This window comes from Brucella sp. H1_1004, assembly GCF_047308065.1.
In the GTDB taxonomy this organism is placed as follows: domain Bacteria; phylum Pseudomonadota; class Alphaproteobacteria; order Rhizobiales; family Rhizobiaceae; genus Brucella; species Brucella pseudogrignonensis_B.
This window is the reverse complement of the sequence record NZ_JAYKZA010000001.1, coordinates 118,073-141,516: the sequence shown is the minus strand read 5'-3', so window position 1 is coordinate 141,516 and position 23,444 is coordinate 118,073. Positions and strand designations below refer to the sequence as shown.

Sequence of the window (23,444 nt, the reverse complement as noted above, 5' to 3'; positions counted from 1 at the left end):
GATATTGATTTTGAAGCATTTCGGCCTTTTGAATAGGCGAAATGAAAACTGATTGGAGATGTCGTTTGGTGCATAACCCCTCACTCCGGCGCTTATTGTTGTCTACGGCAATCGGTTTCGCACTGGCTTTGCCGCTGGCAGCTGTTTCTGTTCAGGCGCAGACACCCGCTCCGGCTGTATCCACCGAAGCCGCAACCACGAAGCCAGCGCAAACTCTTCCGGAAATAAGCAAATCTGACGACATCAGCAGCTTCACGCTGGAAAATGGTTTGAAGGTTGTGGTCATTCCTGATCACCGTGCGCCAGTCGTCACACAGATGATCTGGTATCATGTGGGATCCGCTGATGAAGCGCCCGGCAAATCCGGCATTGCCCATTTTCTTGAGCATCTGATGTTTAAGGGCACCAAGACTTATCCGGCTGGGGAGTTTTCTGCGAAGATCGCAGCCATTGGTGGTCAGGAAAACGCCTTCACGTCCTATGATTATACGGCCTATTTCCAGCGTGTCGCACCGGACGCACTGGAAATGGTGATGGGCTATGAATCTGATCGTATGGCCAATTTGGTTCTCGATGAGGAAGCCGTCACGACAGAGCGCGAAGTGATCCTTGAAGAGCGTCGTATGCGGGTTGATTCAAATCCCGCAGCCATGCTGATGGAAAACACCGATGCCGTGCTGTTCTATAATCATCCTTATCGCGTGCCGGTTATCGGCTGGCGGCAGGAAATGGAGAAACTCAGCCTCAAGGATGCGGTTGATTTCTATCAACAATATTATACGCCAAACAATGCAACCCTGGTCATCGCTGGCGATGTGACACCGGAACGCGTGCGTGATTTGGTCATGCAAACCTGGGCTAAAATCCCCAAGCGTGCGGATGTGTTGCCGCGTGAGCGCCCGCAGGAGCCGCAGAAACACGCAGCGCGGGTTGTAACCTTGCATGATGATCGGGTGAGTACGCCGTCATTCCGTATGTCTTGGCTGGTGCCATCTTATGCCAATGAAAAGCGTTTCCCGAATGTGAAGGCGGGCGATGCCCCAGCACTTGATTTGCTTGGTGAAATTCTTGGCGGTTCACTGCGTTCGCGTCTTTATCAGGAACTGATCGTCAAACAGGGCATCGCGTCCAATACGGGTGCGAGTTATGATGGCGATCCGCTTGATGACGGCACATTCTCGGTCTATGGCTCGCCACAAAATGGCAAGACCCTGGCAGACGTAGAGAAGGCCGTTGATGCTGAACTTGCGCGGATTATTAAAGACGGTGTGACACAGGAAGAGCTGGATCAGGCGCGAAACCGGTTTCTGAAAGCGATTACATTTGCACGGGATAGCCAGTCTGGAATGGCCCGCATCTATGGCTCTACCTTGTCGATTGGCCAGAATATCGAAGATATTCAGAAATGGCCGGACCTCATCAAATCGGTGACGGTTGATCAGATCAAGGATGCAGCGGGCCGTTATCTCGTCAAAGATCAGTCCGTGACCAGTTATCTGCTGCCACCCGATACTGAGCCAGAAAACGCCCGCGAAAATCCCAATGCCGCTGCAGGCGATGCGGTTGGTCAAGGCGCAGAAGGAGCAATCCAGTGAGTAAGGTTGTTGTATTGAGCATTTTGCGTGCGAAAAATGCCGTCGCTGCCATTGTGGGTTCGATGTTGTTGCTGGTGGCAGTCAGCCTGCCTGCCAATGCTATCGAGATTCAGGAAGTCGTTTCACCCAAAGGCATCAAAGCCTGGCTGGTGGAAGATAATTCGGTGCCGCTCGTATCCATGCGTTTTTCGTTTAAGGGCGGGGCTTCACAGGATCCATCGGGTAAGGAAGGTCTTGCCAACCTGATGACCGGGCTTTTCGATGAAGGCGCAGGTGACCTTGATTCTGACAGCTTTCAGGAACGCATTGATAATCTGGGCGGAGAAATGAGTTTCTCGGCGTCGCCGGATTCTGTTTCAGGCAGTATTCGTATGTTGGCTGAGAACCGCAAACCTGTCACCGATCTTCTCGCACTCGCGGTCAATAAACCGCGTTTTGATCAGGACGCAATTGATCGTATCCGCAAACAGGTCGTTGCGAGCCTTGAAGCATCACAGCGTAACCCATCGACAATTGCATCGCGCAAATTTGCAGATGTGCTTTATGGCGATCATCCCTATGCTCGTCCGGATGAAGGGACTGTCAAGTCTCTGCAATCAATCACCCGCGACGATCTGGTGAATTTCCATCGTAAGAATTTCGCGCGCGACAAGCTGACAGTCGGTGTGGTTGGCTCGATCAATGCAAAAGATCTGGGCGAAATGCTTGATGAGGTCTTTGGCGATTTGCCAGCCACTGCAGAATTGGTGCCGGTGCCTGATGCGAAGCTCGCGCTTGGCACAACAACCAGCCTGAGCTTTGACATGCCGCAGACGTCGATCAGCTTTGTGTATCCGGCTGTGCCGCGCAAGGATGATGAGTTTTTCGCTGCCTATTTGATGAACCACATTCTGGGCGGTGGTTTCACGTCGCGTCTTTATGCGGAAGTGCGTGAAAAGCGTGGTCTTGCCTATTCAGTGTCTTCGTCGATGTCACTGCGTGATCATGCTTCGGCGCTGACAATTTCGACCGCTACGCGCCCTGAAAAAGCGCAGGAATCGCTCAAGATTATTCGCGAGCAGGTTGCTAAAATGGCAAGCGACGGGCCAACAGAGGCTGAACTTGCTGCTGCTAAAAGCTACCTCAAAGGCTCTTACGCTGTGAACAATCTCGATTCCTCTATCTCGATCGCCGATACGCTTGTTGGCCTTCAGGAGGCGGACCTTGATCGGGATTACATCGACAAGCGCAATGAATTGATTGATGCGGTGACGCTTGATCAGGTCAAAGCTATTGCCAAAAAGCTTTTGGAAGCAGAACCTGCAATTCTGATTTTCGGACCTGCGCAGTCCTAAAGCATGTCGCGGGAAAGTGGGAACCGGTTTTCCGATGACGACATGCGTAAAAACAAGGAGCTAGAGCGAGCGCTGTGAATACGAATAAGCGCGCCACGCTCTAAGCGTACATGGCGAGAGAAAAGCTTTATGGATATGACACTACCAACATCACCGCGTATCGCCGTCGCTTTTGGCGGCGGTGGTGCGCGTGGTATCGCGCATATCCATATTATAGAAGTGCTGGACGAACTTGGCATTAAGCCGGTGGCGATCGCTGGTTCGTCCATTGGCTCAATCGTTGGCGCTGGCATGGCCAATGGCATGAGCGGCGTTGAAATTCATGAATATATGGCGGCGATTTTCAATCGCCGTTCCGAAGTCGCCCGTCGCATGTGGCAGGCCCGGCCTGAGCGCTGGGTGGAACTTCTCAAAGGTGGCTTCCGAGTAAGCCAGTTCAATCTTGAGAAGATATTAGACGTTTTTCTTCCCGCATCATTGCCCGAAAATGTCGAGCAACTGAAAATTCCGATGAGCATCACAGCATCAGACTTTCATGCGGCAACAGAACTCAATATTGAACGGGGTGATCTGCGTTCAGCGATTGCTGCGTCCTGCGCTATCCCGCCTGTTTTCAGGCCGGTGCGTCGCGATGGGCGTATTCTTGTTGATGGCGGACTGCTTAATCCTGTGCCCTTCGACTTGCTGTTCGACAAGGCTGATATTGTTATCGGCATAGATGTTGTTGGTGCGCCCGTTGGGCCGGATGACTATATGCCGACCACGATGGAAGCTGTCATGGGGGCGAACCAGCTCACCATGTGTTCCATCATTGAGAACAAGTTTCGCAACCGTCCACCGCATATTTTCCTGCGTCCGAATGTGGAAAGGATTGGCCTGCTCGATTTCTTGAAGTTCGAGCAGATACTGTCGCAAACAGCACCCATTCGAGAAGAACTCAAACAGGCACTGGATACGGTTTTGAGTGGCAGGTCTGCGGCCGCGACGTCCTGATTTACTCAGCCGCAACGGCGGGTGAAGGTGGGCTTTCAGCCATGTCATGACCAGCCTTGTCGATACGCTGTCCTTCGCGTGCAGGCTTCACCAATGGTTCCGGTGTTACTGGCTTGTTAAAGAGCAGGTGCCGCCCCGCCATGATCCCTTCTGATGCCTGCACATGCAGACGATCTTCATCGCGCTGACGCACATCTTCGCGAATGTTATAGGCTTCTGCTTCCGATACGCCCAAACCCTCTAAAGTGCGTTGACCAAACAATAGGCCTGACTCAAAAGTCTCCCGCAGTTCATATTCCACACCCTGTGCGCGCAGTTGCAGCGTGTGTTCACGGTCATAAGAGCGAACAAACAGGCGAACATCGGGGTATTCAGACTGGATCAGGTTAACGATGCGGTTGGTGATTTCTTTCTTATGCGTGCAGACAGCCACAAGCTTTGCCTTACGTATGCCTGCCGCTTCCAACACATCCTTGCGGGTGCCATCGCCAAAATAAATCCGAAAACCGAATTTCCCGGCTGCACGAACGCGATTGGGTGAGTTGTCGATCACCGTCACGTCTATGCCGCCCGCAAGCAATATCTGCGCCGAAATTTGTCCGTAACGCGAAAAGCCGATCATCAGAACGTCAGCTCCGGCGCCTTCGAAGTTTTCTTCGATGACGTCTTCGGTTTTATCTTTGATGATAAGCCTTGAGCCGATCGCTACAGAAAGCGGTGTCAGAGCCATCGAGACTGTTACGGCAGCAACAAGCTCGGAACTTAGCGCATTGGAAATGACGGCCGCTGCTGCAGCTGCCGAGAAAAGTACGAAAGCGAACTCACCGCCTTGTGGTAGCAGAAAAGCTACGCGGATCGCATCATTGTGGTTTGAACGGAAGATGCGGCAGAGCAAATAGGTGATTGCCGCTTTGACGACCATGAAGATCGGCACGGCAATCAAGATTGTCTGCCAGTATTGCAGAATGACTGTGAGGTTGAGCGAGAGACCGACAGCCACGAAGAACAAGCCAAGGAAGATACCGCGGAATGGTTCGATATCCGCTTCCAACTCATGACGATAGGACGATTCAGCGAGCAGAACACCTGAAATGAATGCCCCCATGGCCATTGAAAGCCCGGCGGCTTGCAGCAGGCTTGCCGAACCCAACACCACAAACAGGGCGGCTGCGATCATGACCTCGCGTGCGCCGGTATTGGCAATGATCCGGAACATCGGGTTGATCAGATAGCGCCCCGCGATAACAAGCGCTGCAATAGCTGCGATAGCGGTTGCAAGGTGAAACCCGGCGCTAGCTTGGGATGGCTCATTGGGGGAAAGTGCTGGAATGATTGCCAGAATTGGCACGATTGCGAGATCCTGAAACAACAGAATCGCAAAAGCGCGCTGTCCATGCTTCTGGTTGGTTTCTGCACGATCTTCCAACACTTGCATGGCAAAGGCTGTCGATGACAGGGCAAGACCAAAGCCGATTATGATCGCCGCTTCAGTGGTCAAACCTGCAAGGTAGATGCCGAGTGCGGCAAGGGCGGACCCTGTGAGTATGACTTGCGCAGCACCAAGACCAAAAATTGCATGACGCAAAGCCCACAGACGCGAAGGCTTTAATTCAAGCCCGATGACGAATAGCAGGAAAACGACGCCAAGCTCTGAGAAATGCAGCAGATCTTCGCCATCCGAAATGAGCCGTGCCACCGGACCGATCACAATGCCCGCTGCGAGATAGCCGAGAACAGTCCCAAGGCCGAGCCGTTTGAACAGCGGAGCCGCGATAATCGCGCCGCCCAGAATCATCAGCGCTTGTAAGTAGAGACTTCCGCCAGTTGGGACCATGATATGCTCTTGGAATTCGAAGAATGTGAGGGCTTCCCTTGAAGCCATCGGATTTCAGCAATATAGAAACACGATATGTCTCTAATCAGTCCGATGTCGAATAATTTGACATAAGTTTTTTGCAAATTCCGATTACGGCTGGTTACATAGCGTGGTTTCTTATTGGAGCTCACGTTAATTTCAATCTTGGATTATACAATGATTTCAGACAATTCATCGGGTAAACTTGTTGATCGCGCGGCACAGCTGGTGGCTGCTGCAAAGCGCGCCGGAGCTGATCATGCTGACGCAGTTGTGATCCGTGCCCGCTCGGTGAGTGTCTCGGTCCGGCTTGGTAAGGTTGAGGGAACCGAATCGTCCGAAAGCGATGATTTTTCTCTGCGGGTTTTCGTCGGTCGCCGCATTGCCAGTGTTTCGGCAAATGCAGGCAGCAATCCGGATCAATTGGCAGAGCGTGCCGTGGCCATGGCGCGTGTTGCACCGGAAGATCCGTTTGAGCAATTGGCCGATCCTGATCTGCTGGCGAAGCAGCCGCGTGATCTCGATCTTTTTGACGCGATTGAAATTGATACGGCACGGCTGACAGCCGATGCGCTAGCGACAGAAGAGGCCGCGCGTGCGGTCGCGGGCGTGACCAATTCGGGTGGCGCAGGCGCATCGCGCAGCATGGGCGGTCTCGTGCTTGTCACATCGTCTGGTTTCTCTGGCGAATATGCGGCAACGCGTTTTGGTCGCTCGGTGTCTGCTATTGCGGGCGAGGGCACGAAGATGGAGCGCGATTATGATTTCAGTTCGCGTCTGCATTTCGCTGATCTCGATACGCCGGAAAATATTGGTCGTCGTGCTGGCGAACGTGCTGTTCGTCGTCTTGGCGCGCGCCAAGCCAAGACAGGGTCAGTCAATGTCGTGTTCGATCGGCGTTTGGCGCGCGGTATTGCAGGGCATCTTGCAAGTGCGATCAATGGCGCGTCTGTTGCGCGCAAGACGAGTTTCTTACGCGATAGTCTTGGCAAGCAGATTCTGAAATCAGGCATCAATGTCACCGATAATCCTTTGCGCATTCGTGGATCATCGTCACGTCCGTTTGATGGCGAGGGCATTGAAGGTCAGCCGCTCACAATGGTTGAGAATGGTGTACTCGCACATTGGTTGCTGTCCGGGTCGAGCGCACGTGAACTTGGTCTTGTTGGCAATGGGCGCGGTGTGCGTTCGGGTTCTGGCGTATCGCCTGCCTCAACCAATTTTGCGATTGAGCCGGGTCTTGAGACACCGGAAGCGCTCATTCGTGCGCTTGGCACCGGCTTTTACGTGACGGAAGTCTTCGGTCAGGGCGTCGATATGATCACCGGACAATATAGCCGTGGCGCATCGGGTTTCTGGATCGAAAACGGTGAGCTGGCTTATCCGGTGAGCGAGGTAACCATTGCGTCCAATCTGAAAGATATGTTCCTCAACATGACGCCTGCTTCTGATATTGACCGGAACTTTGGCATGACCGCCCCGACACTCGTGATTGAAGGCATGACCCTTGCCGGAAATTGAGAAGCGAAAAGACATTCAGAACGAACTTGAACTTCTGCGTCATGCAGCGCGTGAGGCAGGCCGCATTGCCATGCGGTATTTCGGCCAGTCGCCGGAGGTTTGGTTCAAAGAAGGTCAGTCGCCGGTTAGCGAAGCCGATTTCGCGGTCGATACCTATTTGAAGCAGGTTTTGCTCGAAGCACGGCCTGACTATGGCTGGATTTCGGAGGAAACAACAGATGATCGTGCCGATGCGGTGCGTCGCCGTTCTTTTGTGATTGACCCCATTGATGGAACACGCGGTTTCATTCATGGTCAGTCTCAATGGTGCGTAAGTCTCGCAATTGTCGAAGATGGCAAACCAATTGCCGGGGTGCTGCAATGCCCGGTGCTGAACGAAGTTATTGAAGCTGGCAAAGGCTTTGGTGCATCGCAAAATGGATTGCCAATCCAGACGCGCTTGCCGCCTCCGGGCGAGAAAATCTCGATGGCCTCGGCAAAACGTATGGTGGATGTACTGCCGGAAGGCTGGCGCGACCGCGTGATCGTCCATCCTTATGTGCCATCGCTTGCTTACCGGATTGCAATGGTGGCACGCGGCGATATTGCTGGCACCTTCATTCGGCCAAATTCGCATGATTGGGACTTGGCTGCAGCTGATCTGATCTTAAGTGAGTCGGGCGGGGCGTTGCTCAATCACGATGCTCAGCCGCTTCACTATGGTGGACCAACGTTGCAACACGGAGCATTGGTGGCATCGAGTGGAAACCTTTTGCAGGAAATGTTGAGTGTTGTAGCCGATTGGCCATTGAGCTAATCATGCCGCAAACGATTTAGTTTCAAGGGATATTATAATGAGCGTCGAAGGCAACAAGAAGCAGCTTCTTCATCTGGTGTTTGGCGGTGAGTTGACAAAGCTTGGAACCGTTCAGTTCCGTGATCTCGATAATCTCGATGTTGTCGGAATCTATCCGGACTATGAATCGGCCAAGACTGCATGGAAATCCAAGGCACAGCAGACTGTTGATAACGCGCATATGCGCTATTTCATCGTGCATCTGCACCGTCTGCTCGACCCGGAAGGCGTTGATCTGAAAGCGGAATAAACGCTTGTCTGGTTCGCGTGATCGTTCTGATGGCTTTGCTAAGCGCTTGTGGCGCCGCATTCGCGGCCCGCTTGCGCGTTCTGCTGTGGTTAAATCTGCGCTGGTGCAGTTAATTTCAGGCTATTTGAAGTTCGTGCGCCTGACCAATCCGCTGTGCAAAGGCTCTGCGGATATTAAGGTTCTTTTGCGCGAGAATAGCCCTTCGATCATAACTTTCTGGCATGGTCAGCATATTATGGCGCCGGTCGTGCGGCCGCTTGATTTGGCTGTGGTTGCCATGTTTTCGCGCAGTGCAGATGCAGAGCTGAACGCGCGTATTGCTGAAAAATTTGGCTTTATCACCGTTCGCGGTTCTGGCGGACGCGGTGAAGGAAATTCAGCGAAAAAAGGTGGTGCACGCGCACTTCTGACATTGAAAAATGCGCTGAAAAAGGGACAATCGGCATCGATGATTGCCGATATTGCTCATGGCACGGCGCGGGAGGCGGGCGAGGGTATTATTTTGCTGGCCAAGCTTTCCGGCCGACCAATAATGCCTTTTGCATATGCTTTTTCGCGGAATCATGTTTTGCATAAGACATGGGATAAAACGACTATTCCTTTACCGTTCGGGCGCTCGATGATTGTGTGCGGAGAGCCTGTCTGGGTGGATGAAAATGCCGATGAGGCACAACTGGAAGAAAAGCGCATGGAACTGACGCGACAGCTGAATGACGCGACACATAGAGCCTATGCTGCATTGGAGGCAGGTAAATGAGTGAACGGTGGGCGCGAAACATGTTGTCGGCCTATCGCATGCTCGGCTCTGCCGCTTATCCCTTTATTGGGACTTACATTTCCTATCGGGCCTCGCGTGGCAAGGAGGAGCGCGCACGGCGCGGCGAACGCTATGGCAAGACCTCTATCGCTCGTCCGCAGGGTCCGGTGATCTGGGCGCATGCTGCCAGTGTGGGTGAATCGGTGGCGATGGCCCCGCTGATCGAAAGCATTGCTGCGACTGGTATCCATATTGTTATGACGACCGGGACAGTAACCTCTGCCAAACTCGTCGCGGATCAGCTCGGTGATCAGGTCATTCATCAATATGCGCCGCTTGATCTGCAACCGGCAGTCAATAATTTTCTCGATCACTGGAAGCCTGATCTGGTCATTGGCTGCGAATCTGAAATCTGGCCAGCAACAGTGCTTTCGCTTGGCACACGGCATATTCCGCAGGTTCTCGTTAATGGTCGCCTTTCCGACCGTTCGTTTGCCTCATGGCAGAAGCGACCTGAATTGGCCGAGGCACTGTTTGAAAATTTCGCGCATGTGATTGCGCAATCGGAACTTGATGGAGAGCGCTTCCGCACCCTCGGTGCACGGCCTGTCAGCGTTTCCGGTAATCTCAAGGTTGATACAGCGCCTGCTCCAGCTGACCCGCAGGCACTGGCCGCGCTTCAGCAACAGATTGGTGGGCGTCGTACCTGGGCCGCTATTTCGACGCATGACGGTGAAGAAGAAATTGCTGCCGAAGTGCACCAAATGCTGAAAGTGCGCTATCCGCGTCTCGTAACAATCATTGTTCCGCGTCATCCCAACCGCGCACCCGCTATTGAAGCCATGCTCGCCGAAAAGGGCTTAAAGGTTGCAGCGCGCAGCCGTGGCGATGTGATCGAAGCGGATACCGATGTTCTGCTGGGTGATACGATTGGCGAAATGGGTCTTTATTTGCAACTCACCGAAGTTGCTTTCATCGGCAATTCGTTGACCAAAGAAGGCGGTCACAATCCGCTGGAACCGGCGATGATGGGGACTGCTGTTCTTACTGGCAAGAATGTTCAAAACTTCCGGGATTCTTTCCAGCGTCTCATCAAGAATGGTGGCGCGCGTGTTGTGAAAGATCGCAATATGCTGGCAGGCGCGATTAATTTTTTGTTTAACAATCCCGAGCACCTGAAAACGATGATCCGTGCGGGTGCTGATACGGTTAAAGATATGCGCGGTGCGCTTAACCGCACGCTCAATTCGCTTGAGCCGTTCATTCAGCCATTGGTGCTGCAAGCGCAATTGCCGGGAAATCGCAATGAAGCGGCTTTCATCCATGGCGGCATCTGAGCATGGCGAGCGAGGCACCGCCCTTCTGGTGGGGGAAACCCGACTGGCGTGCGCATAGTCTCACACCGCTTTCGTGGGTTTACGGGGCTGTCGCGGGTCGCAGGCTTCTCAACGCAGAACCACCAAAGATCGCCGCTCCCGTTCTGTGTATCGGTAATTTCACGGTCGGCGGTGCGGGCAAAACGCCCACTGCAATCGCATTTGCAAAAGCTGCGAAAGAACGCGGCCTCGCTCCCGGCATCGTCTCGCGCGGCTATGGCGGCGATTACAAAGGGCTTCATATTGTCGACCCGTCAAACGATAGTGCTCGTCATGTTGGTGATGAGCCGCTTTTGCTTGCCCGTCATGCACCAGTTGCACTCTGCCCCGACCGGCTTAAATCAGCGCAGGCATTGCTGGCATGCGGCTGTGATTTCATCATTATGGATGATGGTTTTCAAAGCGCACGGTTGCATACCGATTTTGCACTGCTGGTGGTTGATTCTACGCGGGGCATCGGTAACGGGAAGGTTATTCCGGCAGGGCCGTTGCGTGCACCGTTGACTGACCAGATGCGCAAAACCGATGCACTTTTGCGTATCGGCAAGGGAAGTGAAGCGGATTATGTGGTGCGACAGGCATCGCGGGCCGGGCGTCCCGTCTACGACGCGCAGTTGATACCTTCATCATTGGCGGAAGTTGCAGGCAATCGCTGGCTGCCCTTTGCAGGAATTGGCAATCCGACCAAGTTTTTTGCGAGCGTCCGGCAGGCAGGTGGAGAGATTGTCGAAACTCGAACCTTCCCCGATCATTATCCCTATACCGCTGCTGATATCGAAGAATTAAGAGATAGAGCCAGGCACTTAGGGGTCAGTCTGATCACGACGGCGAAGGATCAGGTACGTTTGATAACGACGCAAAATTTGCCAAGGTCATTCGCGCGAGAGCTTGTTATTCTTGATGTTGAACTCGATTTTGATCGCCAGGATGCGATTAATCTCATTATCAATACAGCTATAGCTCGGTTTAAAGCGCGAAATGCGGCTTAGTTTTTGCAGTTACATTTTTAGGCTGGTGATAGTTACCCAACGCTCACCGAAGCGGCTCGGGAAATCTGCCCAACTAGGCTAAGTGGAAATTCTGCCTGACTTCGGCTTAGATGCTGGAAACGGGCGATACCATGACGAGACGACAACGCCAAAACCATAGCCCAGCTTTCAAGGCAAGTTGCGCTTGCTGCGCTGCAAGGCGAGCATACGCCAGTGGAATTATCCCAGCAGTTTGACGTGCACGCGAGCCCAATATTGCAATGGAAATATCAGCTTCTTGAGGGAGTGATCGGTGTTTTCGGCGACGAGACCAAGGCGGGATTTCTGGGCGCAAGGAAATGATCGACCGCGCTCACAAGCTTTCGGTCGCACGACAGGCAAAGCTCCGGGGGGCAGCCGTAGCCGTGTCTACTATTCACCGCACGCTGCCTCGGATGGCGATCTGGCACTGAGGCGGCAGATCGATGAATTGCATCTGGAATATCCATTCGCGGAAATCGGACGTTGCAGGGGCTTTTGAAAGGAGAAGGGCTTGAGGTTGGGCACTCCATGTCGCTACTCTAATAAAGAAGATGAGCATCGAGACGATTTACCGTCGACCAAACACTTCGAAGCCAGCACCAGGGCATAAAATCCATCCCTATTTCCTGTGCAAGCTAGAACGCATCCCGAAAGGTGTGAAAGGGTTTTTGGAACAAGATGCGCGTAAAAAACAAAGAGATAGATAATTTCTATTGTTTCATTCTAAACTAGAAATGCTCTAATATGTTGATCTGATTCAGCATGATCGAAACGCTCCCGAATGACGGATGAATAGGGAGGTTCGTCCGAATGCCGCAACGAAATTCCCCTCTGGCTCCATTCCAATATGGGACCTTTCGTGCTCTCTGGTCTGCAACTCTGTTTTCAAACCTTGGTGGTCTTGTACAAACAGTTGGCGCGGGCTGGATGATGGCGACCATTGCGCATTCAGATGACATGGTTGCGTTGGTGCAGGCTTCAACGACACTTCCGGTTATGATTTTCTCCGTTGCGGCTGGAGCGCTTGCTGATAATTTCGATCGTCGGCGAATTATGCTGGCGGCTCAAATCATGTTGCTCGTCATTTCTGCAGCGCTGGCGGCCTGCGCTTATCTCAATGTCTTAACGCCATGGATGCTACTTGGGTTCACATTCCTGATTGGCTGTGGGGGCGCATTGCACAATCCTTCTTGGCAGGCTTCAATGGGGGATATTGTACCGAGAACAGACCTACCGGCTGCGGTTGCACTTAATTCTATGAGTTTCAACCTGATGCGCAGTATAGGTCCTGCAATTGGTGGTGCCATTGTTGCAGCAGCTGGCGCCGCATTTGCGTTTATTTTTAATGCTTTCAGCTATTGTGCACTTATTCTCGCACTTTGGCGTTGGCAGCCACAAATAGCTAAATCGACTTTACCGCGAGAATCTTTGGGGCCCGCAATGGTGGCTGGGTTGCGCTATGTTGCCATGTCGCCAAATCTATTGAAGGTGATGTTTCGCGGCTTTCTGTTTGGTTTGTCCGCAATCGTTATTCTTGCACTTTTGCCTCTGGTTGCCCGCGACCTTGTACAAGGCACGGCGCTTACTTATGGCATAATGCTTGGCTTTTTCGGCATCGGCGCAATCGGCGGTGCACTCTCCAGTGCACACTTGCGTGAACTGCTTGGTAATGAGTGGTTGGTGCGCATAGCATTCGTAGCTTTTGCTGTGAGTTGTTCGCTTCTTTCGATCAGTCACACGGTCTGGTTAAGCTGCATGTTTCTAATGCCAGCGGGGATGTCTTGGGTTCTGGCACTATCCCTCTTTAACGTGACTGTGCAGCTTTCAACACCGCGATGGGTGGTAGGGAGAGCGTTGGCACTTTATCAGACAGCGACGTTTGGAGGCATGGCTGCAGGTAGTTGGTTATGGGGCTCTGTTGCTGATGAATTTGGTGTGTCTGGCGCGTTGCTGGCTGCAGCCTGCTTTTTGGTGTTTGGGGCACTAGTTGGTTTTTTGCTGCCACAACCCGATTTTGAATCGCTTAATCTTGATCCGCTTAATCGCTTCAGCGAGCCACAGTTACGTCTGGATTTACGCTCCCGAAGTGGTCCGATTATGATTATGGTTGATTATAAAATTGCTCAGGAAGACGTTCAGGCTTTCCTCGCTGCAATGGCTTTAAGAAGACGAATTAGGATTCGAGATGGAGCGCGTCAATGGGCATTGTTGCGTGACTTAGAGAACCCTGAAACGTGGACCGAAAGTTATCATGTTCCGACATGGGTGGAATATGTGCGTCATAATCAGCGACGCACGCAGTCGGATGCCGAAGTATCAGAAAGGCTTATCGCTCTCCATAAAGGCGATGCGCCGCCAGTTGTACATCGTATGATAGAGCGACAGACAGTGTCTATTCATGACGATATGCCGCTCAAAGCGCATCTCGATTTCCATTAGAGCGTTTCCAGTTTTCATTGAATAATTCGAAGTGCTCTATCTCTTTGTTTTCTGAGCGCATCTTGTTCCGAAAACCGTTTCACACTTTTCGGGATGCGCTCTAGTCGTGACTAAGGTATTTTATTGATAATGCTTTCAGATGCCGAAAAATCGGTTAGTGCGATTTGATTGCGTCCGCTTTTCTTGCTTGAATAAAGCTGGTGGTCCGCATGTTGAAGCCACAAGGCCCCTCCCATTCCCGGTTGGGTTTGGGCAGATGCAATGCCAATGCTGACGGTAACGCTGGTACTGATTTCGGAACCTTTGTGCGGAATGTTTAAAGACTGAATTTGGTGCTGGATTTCACGTGCTGTGTCCATGGCCTTCTCTGGGTTTGCTCCTGGCAATACGCATGCGAACTCCTCGCCGCCATAACGGGCAGTCATTCCAGAGACCTTGTGGACTGCACGGGTGAGGGCAGCCGCAACCATCGCGATGCAACGGTCGCCTTCCGGGTGACCGTAAGTATCGTTAAACAGCTTGAAGAAGTCGATATCCAGCATGATGACCGAGAGCCAAGCTTCTGTCGGTGTCAGACGCGATATTTCGGCCTCCAGCGTAACTTCCAACTGCCTTCGATTGCTTAGGCCAGTCAATGCATCTGTGACGGCCATTTGGGCCAGTTGGTCGCGCAAGCGTTTAAGTTCTATATGATTGGCAACGCGCGCGCGTAAGACGATTGGATTGATTGGTTTGGTTACATAGTCGATAGCGCCAAGAGACAAACCGCGTACTTCCGCGTCCTGATCATCAAGCCCCGTAGTGAAAATGACAGGCACATCCGCAAGAAGGCGATCATTTTTAATCCGCGAGCAGACTTCATAGCCATCGATGCCTGGCATCATGACATCAAGCAATATGAGATCAGGCAGAACTGAGCGAGCAACTTCGAGCGCTTGTTCACCCGATGTTGCAAAAGAGATTTCGTAATAATCTTCAAGCACCGCGTTCATGATTTCGATGTTTGATACTTCATCATCGACGATCATTACGGTTGCACGATTTGGCATTATTATGCTCCGGTGATCTTAACTATGCTGTGGTTCACCACGGCTGTTTTTGTTTTTCTGGTGTTAACTGCTGTGAATTTATCTCTCTGGTGGATTTGTCTGTTCAGGGAAAATTGCGTCTAGATTGCGCAATGCCGTTTTGTAATCGAGCTTATCGAGCGCTGATTTTATATTGGCCAAAGCCTGAGCTTGTGCATCGCCATCTGATAATGAACCGAATAGCTGTACTAAAGTATCGTAACTGCTACGCGCTCGCATGCTTCGACGGTTGAGGTGATCTCTCAAAGATAACACAGCGGCATTTATGTCGGACTGTGATATACTAATATCTACCTGTTTTACGGTATTTGGCTTTTGATCCTTGATGCTCTCCGCAGCTGCTAGTGCAGGTTTCAATGCTGTATCCAGCGCGATGAGTGTTGGCTCTATACCCACGATCTGTTCATTGGCGATTGCCAACTCTACTTCAGCCGAAATGCGAGAAACTTCCGAGAGTTCAAGCGATGCCGCCACGCCTTTCAATGTATGAGCAAGGCGACGAGCGCCAGTAAGGTCGCCTGCGGCGATTTGGTCTTTGAGTGCCTCAATAATATTGTAGAAGTCATCATGGAAACTGATGATAAGGCGTCGTAGCAGAGATTTTTTTCCATTTACACGAACGAGTGCACGTGCAAGATCGAAGGGTGGCAACCGTTCTGGAAGCTCAGACGGTACCGTTTCCGGCTTGCTTTCCGCGACAAGTAAACCGGAGGATTGCGGGCGACGTGGCTTCATCCAGCGTTCAAGCGTTCCTATTAGTACGCTTGGGTCAATAGGTTTTGCGATATGATCGTTCATACCTGCTTCGGCACATCGGCGCCTTTCTTCTTCATAAGCATGCGCTGTCAATGCAATAATGGGTAAAGCTTCAGCGGAACGCTGACGTCGAATGTGACGCGTTGCCTCTAGTCCGTCCATTTCCGGCATCTGAACATCCATCAAGACTGCCGCGTAATGATCTCCTGCACGGTCAATAGCTTCACAAGCTAGGCGACCGTTTTCAGCAGTGTCGACCTCGAGACCGGCATCGCTCAGAAGTTGGTATGCGATTTCACGATTTATCGCATTGTCTTCGACAAGGAGGATATGTTCGCCTCTGAGAGCAGGTGCAATCATTCCAAAGCTATCTGTAGATGCTGCGGTTTCGTTTGCGAGAGGGAATATGACGTTCAATGTATCGAGTATCTGTTGAGCTTCTATCGGCTTGGGCAGATAAGCCGCGATTCCTGCACGCGAGGCTTTAGCTTTAAATTCGTCGCTTCCATAAGCGGTGATAAGCACGATTTCAGGAAGCTTTGTCAGCTTCGCATTTGCATAAAGGCTGGTGACGGTTTCCATACCATCCATGCCTGGCATCTTCCAGTCGAGAAGAAGAAGATCATAGGGTTTACCACGCTGAAAAGCGGTTTCAAGCGCACCAATAACTTCATTGCCCGACGCCACGAGGTCGACGGTAATTGACCAATCAGCGAAAATTCCCTGCAATATTTCACGGGATGCCGGATTATCATCCGCTACCAACACCCGCAACTTCTGGATGTGTGGTAGCGGTCTTTCTATGATGGAATGGCTACGATCCACATTTCCAAACTTTGCCGTTACGGTGAAGATACTGCCTTTTCCAGGCGCACTGTTAACCGTGATGCCCCCGCCCATCTGTGTAGCAATCTGTTTGCTGATAACCAGACCAAGTCCTGTGCCGCCAAAACGACGGGTAGTAGAATTATCTGCCTGAGAGAACGAGTTAAAGAGTTTCGATTGCTGCTCTTCAGACATGCCGATACCGGTATCGGCAACTGTGATCTGGAGCATGTAATGGTCTGCGTCCGTTGTCTTTCCACTCACACGTAAAATTACAGAGCCGTTCTCGCTGAACTTTATGGCGTTCGTCATCAAGTTGAGAAGAACTTGTCCGAGCCGCATCTCATCACCGACAAGACGCTCTGGTACCCCTTCATCAATATGCAGGCTGACAGAAACATTCTTTGTACGGGCTTCAGCACTGGTGATCTGCATTTTGCGATCAAAAAGTGCCCGTAACTCGAAAGGTCGATTCTCCAGCGTGAGTTTGCCCGCGTCATTCTTTGAAAAATCAAGAATGTCATTGATCAGTCGAAGCAGTGAGCCGCTCGCACCATTAATTTTGTTTAGATAATCGCGTTGACGTTCTGTCATGTCTGTACGCTGCATAAGATGGCAGAAGCCCAGGATTGCATTCAGCGGCGTACGGATTTCATGGCTCATATTGGCCAGAAACATACCTTTGGCTTTATAGGCCTGCTCAACCTGTGCAGAGCGCTCTTCAATCTCGGCATTTTTCACCATGATTTCATCGCGCATTTTGCTGATGCTGTTAACGCAATCAACAAGCATGTCGCTAAACCAGACAAGTACCGCAGCTTCCAAGGCGACAATAACTGCGTGGATCATAACGCGGCGGATATCGCTGCCGGTCGGGAATACAAACGATGGTAGCATGTAGTCGAGCGCGAGGTGGTGTAACGCAATCGCGATAGCTGCAATGATGGTTGCGCGCCGGTCACACCATCCAATTGTCAGTGCAAGCATGGCAAAAAAGTACATATGCATGTCCATCTGCCAGATATGGCCACGCAAGAGATAGAGAAGGACTGCTGGCTCTGCTACCAGTGCAACTGCAGAAAGAAAACGCGTCGCTGGTGCAATGTCTGAGCGCAGCCACATTAAATTGTAGCAGATTGCAAGAAAAGCGGCTGCAAGAGCGCCGCCGATAACAGAGATTCCTGTTGCATAAGCAATCGCTGCGAATAGCGGTACGTGAAGCCAAAAGAAGATAACCAGGAACCGCGCAAAGCGTCTGCGTATATCGTCAAGTTCAATGATCATGGATTTAGGCCCCGGTGACCGCTAGGTCGATACAGCTGGAGAGTTGACTAGGTTCAAATACGAGCCAAGCGCCCGCATTATAAAGTGCAGAAATGGCGTCTGAACGCTCCGCGTGGACGACGACGACATTCATCCGCTCGTTGAGTGATATAATTTGAGCATCTGCTTTGTTTAAAAGCGCGCTGACCTGAGAAATATCTGCCCATGGCTGCATCAACACCGCATATGTGTTGTTCTCTCCGCTTGGTAACAGCATTGCGTAAAGCAGTGCTGTTAGACCCACCAGGAAGAGAGCAAGGGCAGGCAGCATATCAAGCATGCGCCATTGTGACTGCGCCGAACTGGAATTCATATATGTGTGCCCGCAATTCAACACGCCCTAGATGATTCTGTACTTAATATATAGAAAAGCGCGTGTATTGCTGCATGTGCTAATTTAAGATTGCAGGAATATCAAGGTGAAGCTGGTGCGAATTAAGTGTGCGATAGCCTGGCTTCGGATCTGTTTTACGATTTAATTGATTGATTTTTATTTATAAACTTAGAGGTTAATCCTAAAGTATCACAGGTTTGATATCTTCACATGCTGCCATGTCGTGTTGGGCAGCATGTGTCGTGATTTGTCAGCTTAAATTTTTACGAAAAGCGGTTCAGTTATTTCTTGGATTATCGCTACGGCTTGATCTGTTTCCTGCGGGGTTGCAGGAACCTCAAACTCGGCAAGCTCAATGCCCGCGATTTGTGATGTTGGAATTGCGGCCAACGCATCTCGCAATTGCTGCACATGTAGTCCGTTTGCGATCGCATAAGCTGCCGGGATTAATCCCGGGTTCATGACGTCCCAGTCAATGTGAACCCAAACTGGGTTTGAGCCTATAGCTTCGCATAGTGTTTGTGCTGTGACGTCGGATGGGGGGATGATCCTAACGTTTGAATTTTCGAGAAGGCGTCGTTCCTCGGGATCAATATCGCGACCGCCCACAATTATAACTCGTTCGGTTGCCACTCCCGCACCGTGCCCGGTATCCCAGATGCCGCAAATGCCAGCAAGAGCCATGCCGCCAAGATATCCCGACTCTGTGGTTTCTGGGGTATTGAAGTCTCCATGCGCATCGATCCACAAAACGACGAGGTTTTTGATGTGACGGGCAGCCTGCGGGATGGTTGCTAAACTTGCGGAGCAAGTGTTGGTAACCACAATGGGACGCTGCCCATCTTCAAATTCCGCTGATACAGCTTGTGCGAGTTCTGAAAGCGTTTCGTGCGCTTCCTCCAGTGCTACATTCCAATTATCATTCTTAGCAGAAGATGGTTTTCCGGCAATTTGAATTTCTAAACCATAACGATTTGCAAGTGAATTAGCAGCGGTCAATGCACCCGGTATAGCTCCATGCGTCCGGTCTGCTACTCGGCCTTGGCAGACGATGAGAGAGCGAGGCATGGCAAAATCCTTTGTGTATGGCTGTGCTTATCGACGTTCTCTAACTATCGCCGTTATATGATTTTGACGATATGCAAAATGTCATTATCGCGCAGTTTCCATAAGGAAATTTATCGATTCAGAGAGATGAGCAATCAATGCGGATGCTAACCCAAATTATTATGAGGGGCGGAGGATCGATAGTACAAAGGGAAAATTAAACCATAAGGAATGATAGAGATGTCAGCGATATTTTCGTTATTTGTGGCTAATTCGCGTTCCGGCTTTTCCGCTCTGGTCGATGTTTCGATGTTTGAAAGGACAAAGATAATGATCCCCCATACAAGAAATGGGGTGGTGGCGATAATTATCTGAACAAAGCCTATGTAATCCATTTTTGAATGATGATGCAGACGAATAGGTTCAACAAGAAAATGGTTTCTCAAAAATCAGCTAAGAGTAGCTTTATTTTCTTATGACAATGAAGATCATATTCTTATCAAAAAAAGGCCGAGTATGAGCCGGCCTTTTATGTATTCATATATTTGTTTATATCGCTTCGTCGTGGGAAGGCTTTTCCCAAAGATTGACGCCGCCTTCAACCGCATAACGGTCAATTTCTGCCAGCTCTTCTGCTGTGAAAGACAGATTGTTGAGGGCAGCAACGTTTTCCTCAACCTGTTTTGCAGAACTGGCGCCGATTAGTGCTGAGGTAATACGTGGATCACGGAGCACCCAGGCAAGCGCCAGCTGTGCCAGTGATTGGCCACGACGCTTTGCGATTTCGTTAAGCGCTTTTGCCCGCTCAATGTTTTGAGGCGCCAGATGCGCTTCTTGCAAGAAGTGACCGCCCGGACGGTTGACGCGGGAATCTTCCGGCACACCATTGAGATATTTGTTGGTCAGCAATCCTTGTGCCAATGGCGTGAAGGCAATGATGCCAGAGCCGACTTCGTCGCTTGCTGTCAGCAAGTCCTTTTCAATCCAGCGATTGAATAGGTTGTAGGATGGCTGATTGATCAGCAGTGGTACCTGACGCTGTTCAAGCAGACGCGCAATTTCGCGGGTCTTGTTGCCGGAATAAGAGGATATGCCGACATAAAGCGCTTTGCCCTGCCGAACGGCGGACGCGAGCGCATCAGCAGTTTCTTCAAGCGGTGTATGCGCGTCAAAACGATGTGAATAGAAGATATCAACATAATCGACACCCATGCGCTTAAGGCTCTGATCGAGGCTTGAAAGCAATGCTTTGCGTGATCCGCCACCTGCACCATAGGGTCCCGGCCACATGTCCCAGCCAGCCTTGGTTGAGATGATTAGTTCATCGCGATAAGCGGCTAGATCATGTTTCAAAACCTGCCCGAAATTGATTTCCGCAGATCCAGGAGGCGGGCCATAATTATTGGCGAGATCGAAATGCGTGATGCCGAGATCAAATGCTTTGAAAAGAATCGCGCGCTGGCGATCAAGCGTCGTGGTGTCACCAAAATTGTGCCAAAGGCCCAAAGAGATCGCTGGCAGTTTCAAGCCGCTTCGACCCACACGGCGAAAGACAGCCGAGTCATAGCGTTTCGGATCTGGAATGTAGGTCATTGCTGCGTCCATTAATGAGGAATGTCGGATTCGGTAAACTCTATTCCGCGCATGTTACAGTTTATAAACGCGACGGGAAGAGCCGATCATTCTATCTGGTTATATACTGGTAAGTATTTTTTACCGCGCAGCCAACGCTGTTCGGATAAGCTTTCTAGAATGAACCAAAATTCGCAAATCTCATTGTCGTGGGTTACTCTGCTGCGATTAGGGGAACGTATGGCTCTCCAGCAAGGTCAACAGGTTTCAGCGAAACATATCCGTTCTGGATTTCCAGCACGTGCGAATAGACGCTCTCGCCATTTTCGAGCGTGGGCAGCTTTTCCTCATGCATGATGCTGATGACAATTGCATCCGGGCAGCGTGTTTTAAGCGCTGTGTGGAACCGCATCTTCGATGTAGGATCGAGCGCGCCGGTTGCTTCATCAAGGAAGATTACCGATGGCTTGTGCAACAGTAGTCGCGCCAGCATAATCTTCTGCTTCTGACCGCCGGACAGCACCATGTCCCATGCAGAGCCATCTGCATCCGCATCATTCATACGCAGGATAAATTCACCGAGTCCGGCCTCGTGAAGCACAGCAGCGACAGCGAGATCGTTGAAATTGTTTTCATCTTCCGGCAGGCTGACAAGTTGTTTCAAAGAGACGTTGGGAAACTTTGCTTCCTGTGGCGTGTAGATAGATTTTGTTTTCTGAGGGAAAATGATGTTTCCGGTGCCATAAGCCCAAAGACCATTCAGTGCCTTAATGAAGGACGTTTTGCCAGAGCCTGATTCACCGCGCATATAAACCCAATCGCCCGCGCGGATATTGATTACGCCTGAACGCAAGAATGGCACTTCGGTATCTGGCCCCTGCATCAGTGCCAGATTATGGACTGAAAGACCAAAGCGCTGATGCTGCGTGGAAAAATTGAAGCCATTTACACCAGAACGCGCATAAAAAGCTGCCGGTTCTTGCACCGCTTCGATTGCTTGTGCCAGCCCCATGACACGACCAGCATTTGCACGCAGATTGGCAATGGCAGGCATAACCTGAATAAACCACGAACAATCATTGATCATGGACGCTACAAGCTCGGCACCTGTCACATAATTACGGAAGCTTACAGCGCCGCTCATATAGGGCACAAGGCCCGGAATATACGCGATGATGCGGTTCGACAGGAAGCCGTAAGCCTGAGAGAACGCGAGATAAGCAGCGTCAAAACGGTTGAGCTTGTTCCATGTGCCGTCAACATCGTTGTAAAGCCGCTTATTAACTGAGCGTTGCACAGCTTCGCCTTCGGAGGCAGAAATCTGGAAACTACGACGCAGCAGTGTCGTCCACTCGCCACGATAGGAGCCTTCAGCCTTTTGCATGCCGAGGTTGAGTCTTTCCAGCTGTCGACCGATCTTGATCGCGATGAAAGTGCCGATTGGTACATAGAGGATGATCGCGGCAAAGGCCAAAACGGCGCCGCCATAGGAACCGAGAAACTCAAGCCCACTGACCTCGGTCGATATTTCCAGTAATTTCTGGCCGATGAAAAATGCTGAAAGCACAACACCGACTATACCCATGACGAGGCCTATGGCTCCACCAGTCATACCCTTGATGGACTCTTGCAGGCGCTGGTCTACATTGTCGGGCAGATTTGCGCCTTTCCCCTGTTGCAGATGGAAATGGGTGTGGTTGCGATCAAGCATCGCGTCAGAAAAACTATCATTGAGCCACTTGCGCCACTTACGGTGCAAGGTGGTCGACAGAAGGTGTCGGAAACCGACAAGCAGAACGTCTTTGCCCAGCATCAACAGGATCAGCACACCAGCATTCATTGCAATGGCCAGCAATGGGTTCTGAACCGGTGCGCTTTTCACATTGACAATGGAGTTCATCAAATGGCCTGAAGCTTCAGCAACCCAAACCGTCGTTTTGCTGATAAAGGCTGTGAAGATAAAGATCGCAGCGGTCAGTGCCCACGCTTCTTTCCAGCGGTCTGACACCCAGTATGCACGCATTAAACCCCAAAAGGAGGTCATCTGCGAAACGGCAGTGCTGTTCCCTTTATTAAGGGACTGCTTTTCTATCTGCCGACCTGTTTTCAATTCGTATCTGCTCCAAATGCTATGCTTGTGATAACGCTATGTAACCAATTGCAACAAACTGTGGTTAACGAAGTGTTAATAGTCAACATAAACAGCGATCACATTTACGAGCCGAATTTGAAACATATCTCAAGGTGCTGAAAATATTTGATTATTCAAGCTGATCAAGTTGGGGATGTATGGCGTTGTCTCAATGTCCGTGACTCAAAAAACACAGTTAACGAATGGTTAAAATTGACATCTGAGCATGGATTCGCGTGATGCAGTGTTGCTGAATGAATATTATATGACAGCTTTGATCAGCATTTTTTCAGTCCGTTGATCTTAATCAAGGAGAGTGTGAAACGACAGGTTTATGGCTCCGTCAGGCTGGTTTGCAGGGCATCATTTCGATGCCACCGAAGCTAGCTCTTTGGAGATCATT

At 51.0% G+C, this 23,444-nt stretch carries 17 protein-coding genes and 1 pseudogene; 11 read left to right on the top strand and 7 right to left on the bottom strand.

The window, feature by feature from the left end:
- The first annotated feature begins 68 nt into the window (after positions 1 to 68).
- From U2P60_RS00690 to U2P60_RS00680, 3 genes are all read left to right on the top strand, one after another.
- A complete protein-coding gene (locus U2P60_RS00690) occupies positions 69 to 1,595 on the top strand; it encodes a M16 family metallopeptidase (RefSeq protein WP_413571949.1) in 1,527 nt (508 codons plus the stop codon).
- 62 nt (positions 1,596 to 1,657) lie between these two features.
- Positions 1,658 to 2,929 carry a M16 family metallopeptidase gene (locus U2P60_RS00685; protein ID WP_413571947.1) on the top strand — a complete coding sequence of 424 codons (1,272 nt, stop codon included), beginning with the start codon at positions 1,658 to 1,660 and terminating at the stop codon, positions 2,927 to 2,929.
- A gap of 129 nt (positions 2,930 to 3,058) precedes the next feature.
- Complete coding sequence (locus U2P60_RS00680; RefSeq protein WP_413570816.1) at positions 3,059 to 3,922, top strand: patatin-like phospholipase family protein; 864 nt, start codon at positions 3,059 to 3,061, stop codon at positions 3,920 to 3,922.
- A 1-nt stretch (position 3,923) separates the two neighbouring features.
- On the opposite strand, the gene U2P60_RS00675 is transcribed toward U2P60_RS00680, so the two are convergent.
- Entirely contained in the window at positions 3,924 to 5,756 is a 1,833-nt protein-coding gene (locus U2P60_RS00675) for a monovalent cation:proton antiporter-2 (CPA2) family protein (RefSeq protein WP_413570815.1), read from the bottom strand.
- A 198-nt stretch (positions 5,757 to 5,954) separates the two neighbouring features.
- On the opposite strand from U2P60_RS00675, the gene U2P60_RS00670 reads away from it, so the two are divergent.
- The 8 genes and pseudogenes from U2P60_RS00670 to U2P60_RS00635 all read left to right on the top strand — a co-directional run bounded on the left by U2P60_RS00670 (position 5,955) and on the right by U2P60_RS00635 (position 13,965).
- Positions 5,955 to 7,298, top strand: coding sequence for a TldD/PmbA family protein (locus tag U2P60_RS00670; protein WP_413570814.1), 1,344 nt, complete (start codon positions 5,955 to 5,957; stop codon positions 7,296 to 7,298).
- Positions 7,285 to 8,094 (top strand): 3'(2'),5'-bisphosphate nucleotidase CysQ, encoded by an 810-nt coding sequence (locus U2P60_RS00665; protein WP_413570813.1) that lies wholly within the window; start codon positions 7,285 to 7,287, stop codon positions 8,092 to 8,094. Before U2P60_RS00670 ends, U2P60_RS00665 begins: the two co-directional genes overlap by 14 nt.
- 37 nt (positions 8,095 to 8,131) lie before the next feature.
- Positions 8,132 to 8,383, top strand: a complete 252-nt coding sequence (locus U2P60_RS00660) for a DUF4170 domain-containing protein (RefSeq protein WP_313828797.1) — start codon at positions 8,132 to 8,134, stop codon at positions 8,381 to 8,383.
- A gap of 4 nt (positions 8,384 to 8,387) precedes the next feature.
- Positions 8,388 to 9,140 carry a lysophospholipid acyltransferase family protein gene (locus U2P60_RS00655; protein WP_413570812.1) on the top strand — a complete coding sequence of 251 codons (753 nt, stop codon included), beginning with the start codon at positions 8,388 to 8,390 and terminating at the stop codon, positions 9,138 to 9,140.
- Positions 9,137 to 10,477: a lipid IV(A) 3-deoxy-D-manno-octulosonic acid transferase gene (gene waaA, locus U2P60_RS00650; protein ID WP_313828794.1), complete on the top strand. Its 1,341-nt coding sequence runs from the start codon at positions 9,137 to 9,139 to the stop codon at positions 10,475 to 10,477. Before U2P60_RS00655 ends, waaA begins: the two co-directional genes overlap by 4 nt.
- Before the next feature lie 2 nt (positions 10,478 to 10,479).
- Positions 10,480 to 11,505, top strand: a complete 1,026-nt coding sequence (lpxK, locus tag U2P60_RS00645; protein ID WP_413570811.1) for a tetraacyldisaccharide 4'-kinase — start codon at positions 10,480 to 10,482, stop codon at positions 11,503 to 11,505.
- A gap of 110 nt (positions 11,506 to 11,615) precedes the next feature.
- Positions 11,616 to 12,164: pseudogene (locus tag U2P60_RS00640) on the top strand (transposase); the annotation flags it as partial.
- 172 nt (positions 12,165 to 12,336) lie between these two features.
- Positions 12,337 to 13,965: an MFS transporter gene (locus U2P60_RS00635; RefSeq protein ID WP_413570810.1), complete on the top strand. Its 1,629-nt coding sequence runs from the start codon at positions 12,337 to 12,339 to the stop codon at positions 13,963 to 13,965.
- A gap of 110 nt (positions 13,966 to 14,075) precedes the next feature.
- Here U2P60_RS00635 and U2P60_RS00630 read toward each other — a convergent pair whose 3' ends face one another.
- The 6 genes from U2P60_RS00630 to U2P60_RS00605 form a co-directional block, all read right to left on the bottom strand.
- On the bottom strand, positions 14,076 to 15,014 hold the full coding sequence (locus U2P60_RS00630) for a diguanylate cyclase (protein ID WP_413570809.1): 939 nt from the start codon (positions 15,012 to 15,014) through the stop codon (positions 14,076 to 14,078).
- 78 nt (positions 15,015 to 15,092) lie between these two features.
- Complete coding sequence (locus U2P60_RS00625; RefSeq protein ID WP_413570808.1) at positions 15,093 to 17,918, bottom strand: response regulator; 2,826 nt, start codon at positions 17,916 to 17,918, stop codon at positions 15,093 to 15,095.
- Positions 17,919 to 17,922: 4 nt separating this feature from the next.
- Positions 17,923 to 18,270 carry a hypothetical protein gene (locus tag U2P60_RS00620; protein WP_313828789.1) on the bottom strand — a complete coding sequence of 116 codons (348 nt, stop codon included), beginning with the start codon at positions 18,268 to 18,270 and terminating at the stop codon, positions 17,923 to 17,925.
- A gap of 276 nt (positions 18,271 to 18,546) precedes the next feature.
- Positions 18,547 to 19,359 (bottom strand): arginase family protein, encoded by an 813-nt coding sequence (locus tag U2P60_RS00615; protein ID WP_413570807.1) that lies wholly within the window; start codon positions 19,357 to 19,359, stop codon positions 18,547 to 18,549.
- 528 nt (positions 19,360 to 19,887) lie between these two features.
- On the bottom strand, positions 19,888 to 20,931 hold the full coding sequence (gene mgrA, locus U2P60_RS00610) for an L-glyceraldehyde 3-phosphate reductase (RefSeq protein ID WP_413570806.1): 1,044 nt from the start codon (positions 20,929 to 20,931) through the stop codon (positions 19,888 to 19,890).
- 193 nt (positions 20,932 to 21,124) lie between these two features.
- Entirely contained in the window at positions 21,125 to 23,020 is a 1,896-nt protein-coding gene (locus U2P60_RS00605; RefSeq protein WP_413570805.1) for an ABC transporter ATP-binding protein/permease, read from the bottom strand.
- Between the last annotated feature and the right edge of the window lie 424 nt (positions 23,021 to 23,444).

Bases quoted from the DNA above. Each gene is read 5' to 3' on its own strand.
- U2P60_RS00685 (WP_413571947.1), top strand. From the start codon at position 1,658: ATGTTGTTGCTGGTGGCAGTCAGCCTGCCTGCCAATGCTATCGAGATT.
- U2P60_RS00680 (WP_413570816.1), top strand. From the start codon at position 3,059: ATGGATATGACACTACCAACATCACCGCGTATCGCCGTCGCTTTTGGC.
- U2P60_RS00675 (WP_413570815.1), bottom strand. From the start codon at position 5,756: ATGGTCCCAACTGGCGGAAGTCTCTACTTACAAGCGCTGATGATTCTG.
- U2P60_RS00670 (WP_413570814.1), top strand. From the start codon at position 5,955: ATGATTTCAGACAATTCATCGGGTAAACTTGTTGATCGCGCGGCACAG.
- U2P60_RS00660 (WP_313828797.1), top strand. From the start codon at position 8,132: ATGAGCGTCGAAGGCAACAAGAAGCAGCTTCTTCATCTGGTGTTTGGC.
- waaA (WP_313828794.1), top strand. From the start codon at position 9,137: ATGAGTGAACGGTGGGCGCGAAACATGTTGTCGGCCTATCGCATGCTC.
- lpxK (WP_413570811.1), top strand. From the start codon at position 10,480: ATGGCGAGCGAGGCACCGCCCTTCTGGTGGGGGAAACCCGACTGGCGT.
- U2P60_RS00635 (WP_413570810.1), top strand. From the start codon at position 12,337: ATGCCGCAACGAAATTCCCCTCTGGCTCCATTCCAATATGGGACCTTT.
- U2P60_RS00630 (WP_413570809.1), bottom strand. From the start codon at position 15,014: ATGCCAAATCGTGCAACCGTAATGATCGTCGATGATGAAGTATCAAAC.
- U2P60_RS00625 (WP_413570808.1), bottom strand. From the start codon at position 17,918: ATGATCATTGAACTTGACGATATACGCAGACGCTTTGCGCGGTTCCTG.
- U2P60_RS00620 (WP_313828789.1), bottom strand. From the start codon at position 18,270: ATGAATTCCAGTTCGGCGCAGTCACAATGGCGCATGCTTGATATGCTG.
- U2P60_RS00615 (WP_413570807.1), bottom strand. From the start codon at position 19,359: ATGCCTCGCTCTCTCATCGTCTGCCAAGGCCGAGTAGCAGACCGGACG.
- mgrA (WP_413570806.1), bottom strand. From the start codon at position 20,931: ATGACCTACATTCCAGATCCGAAACGCTATGACTCGGCTGTCTTTCGC.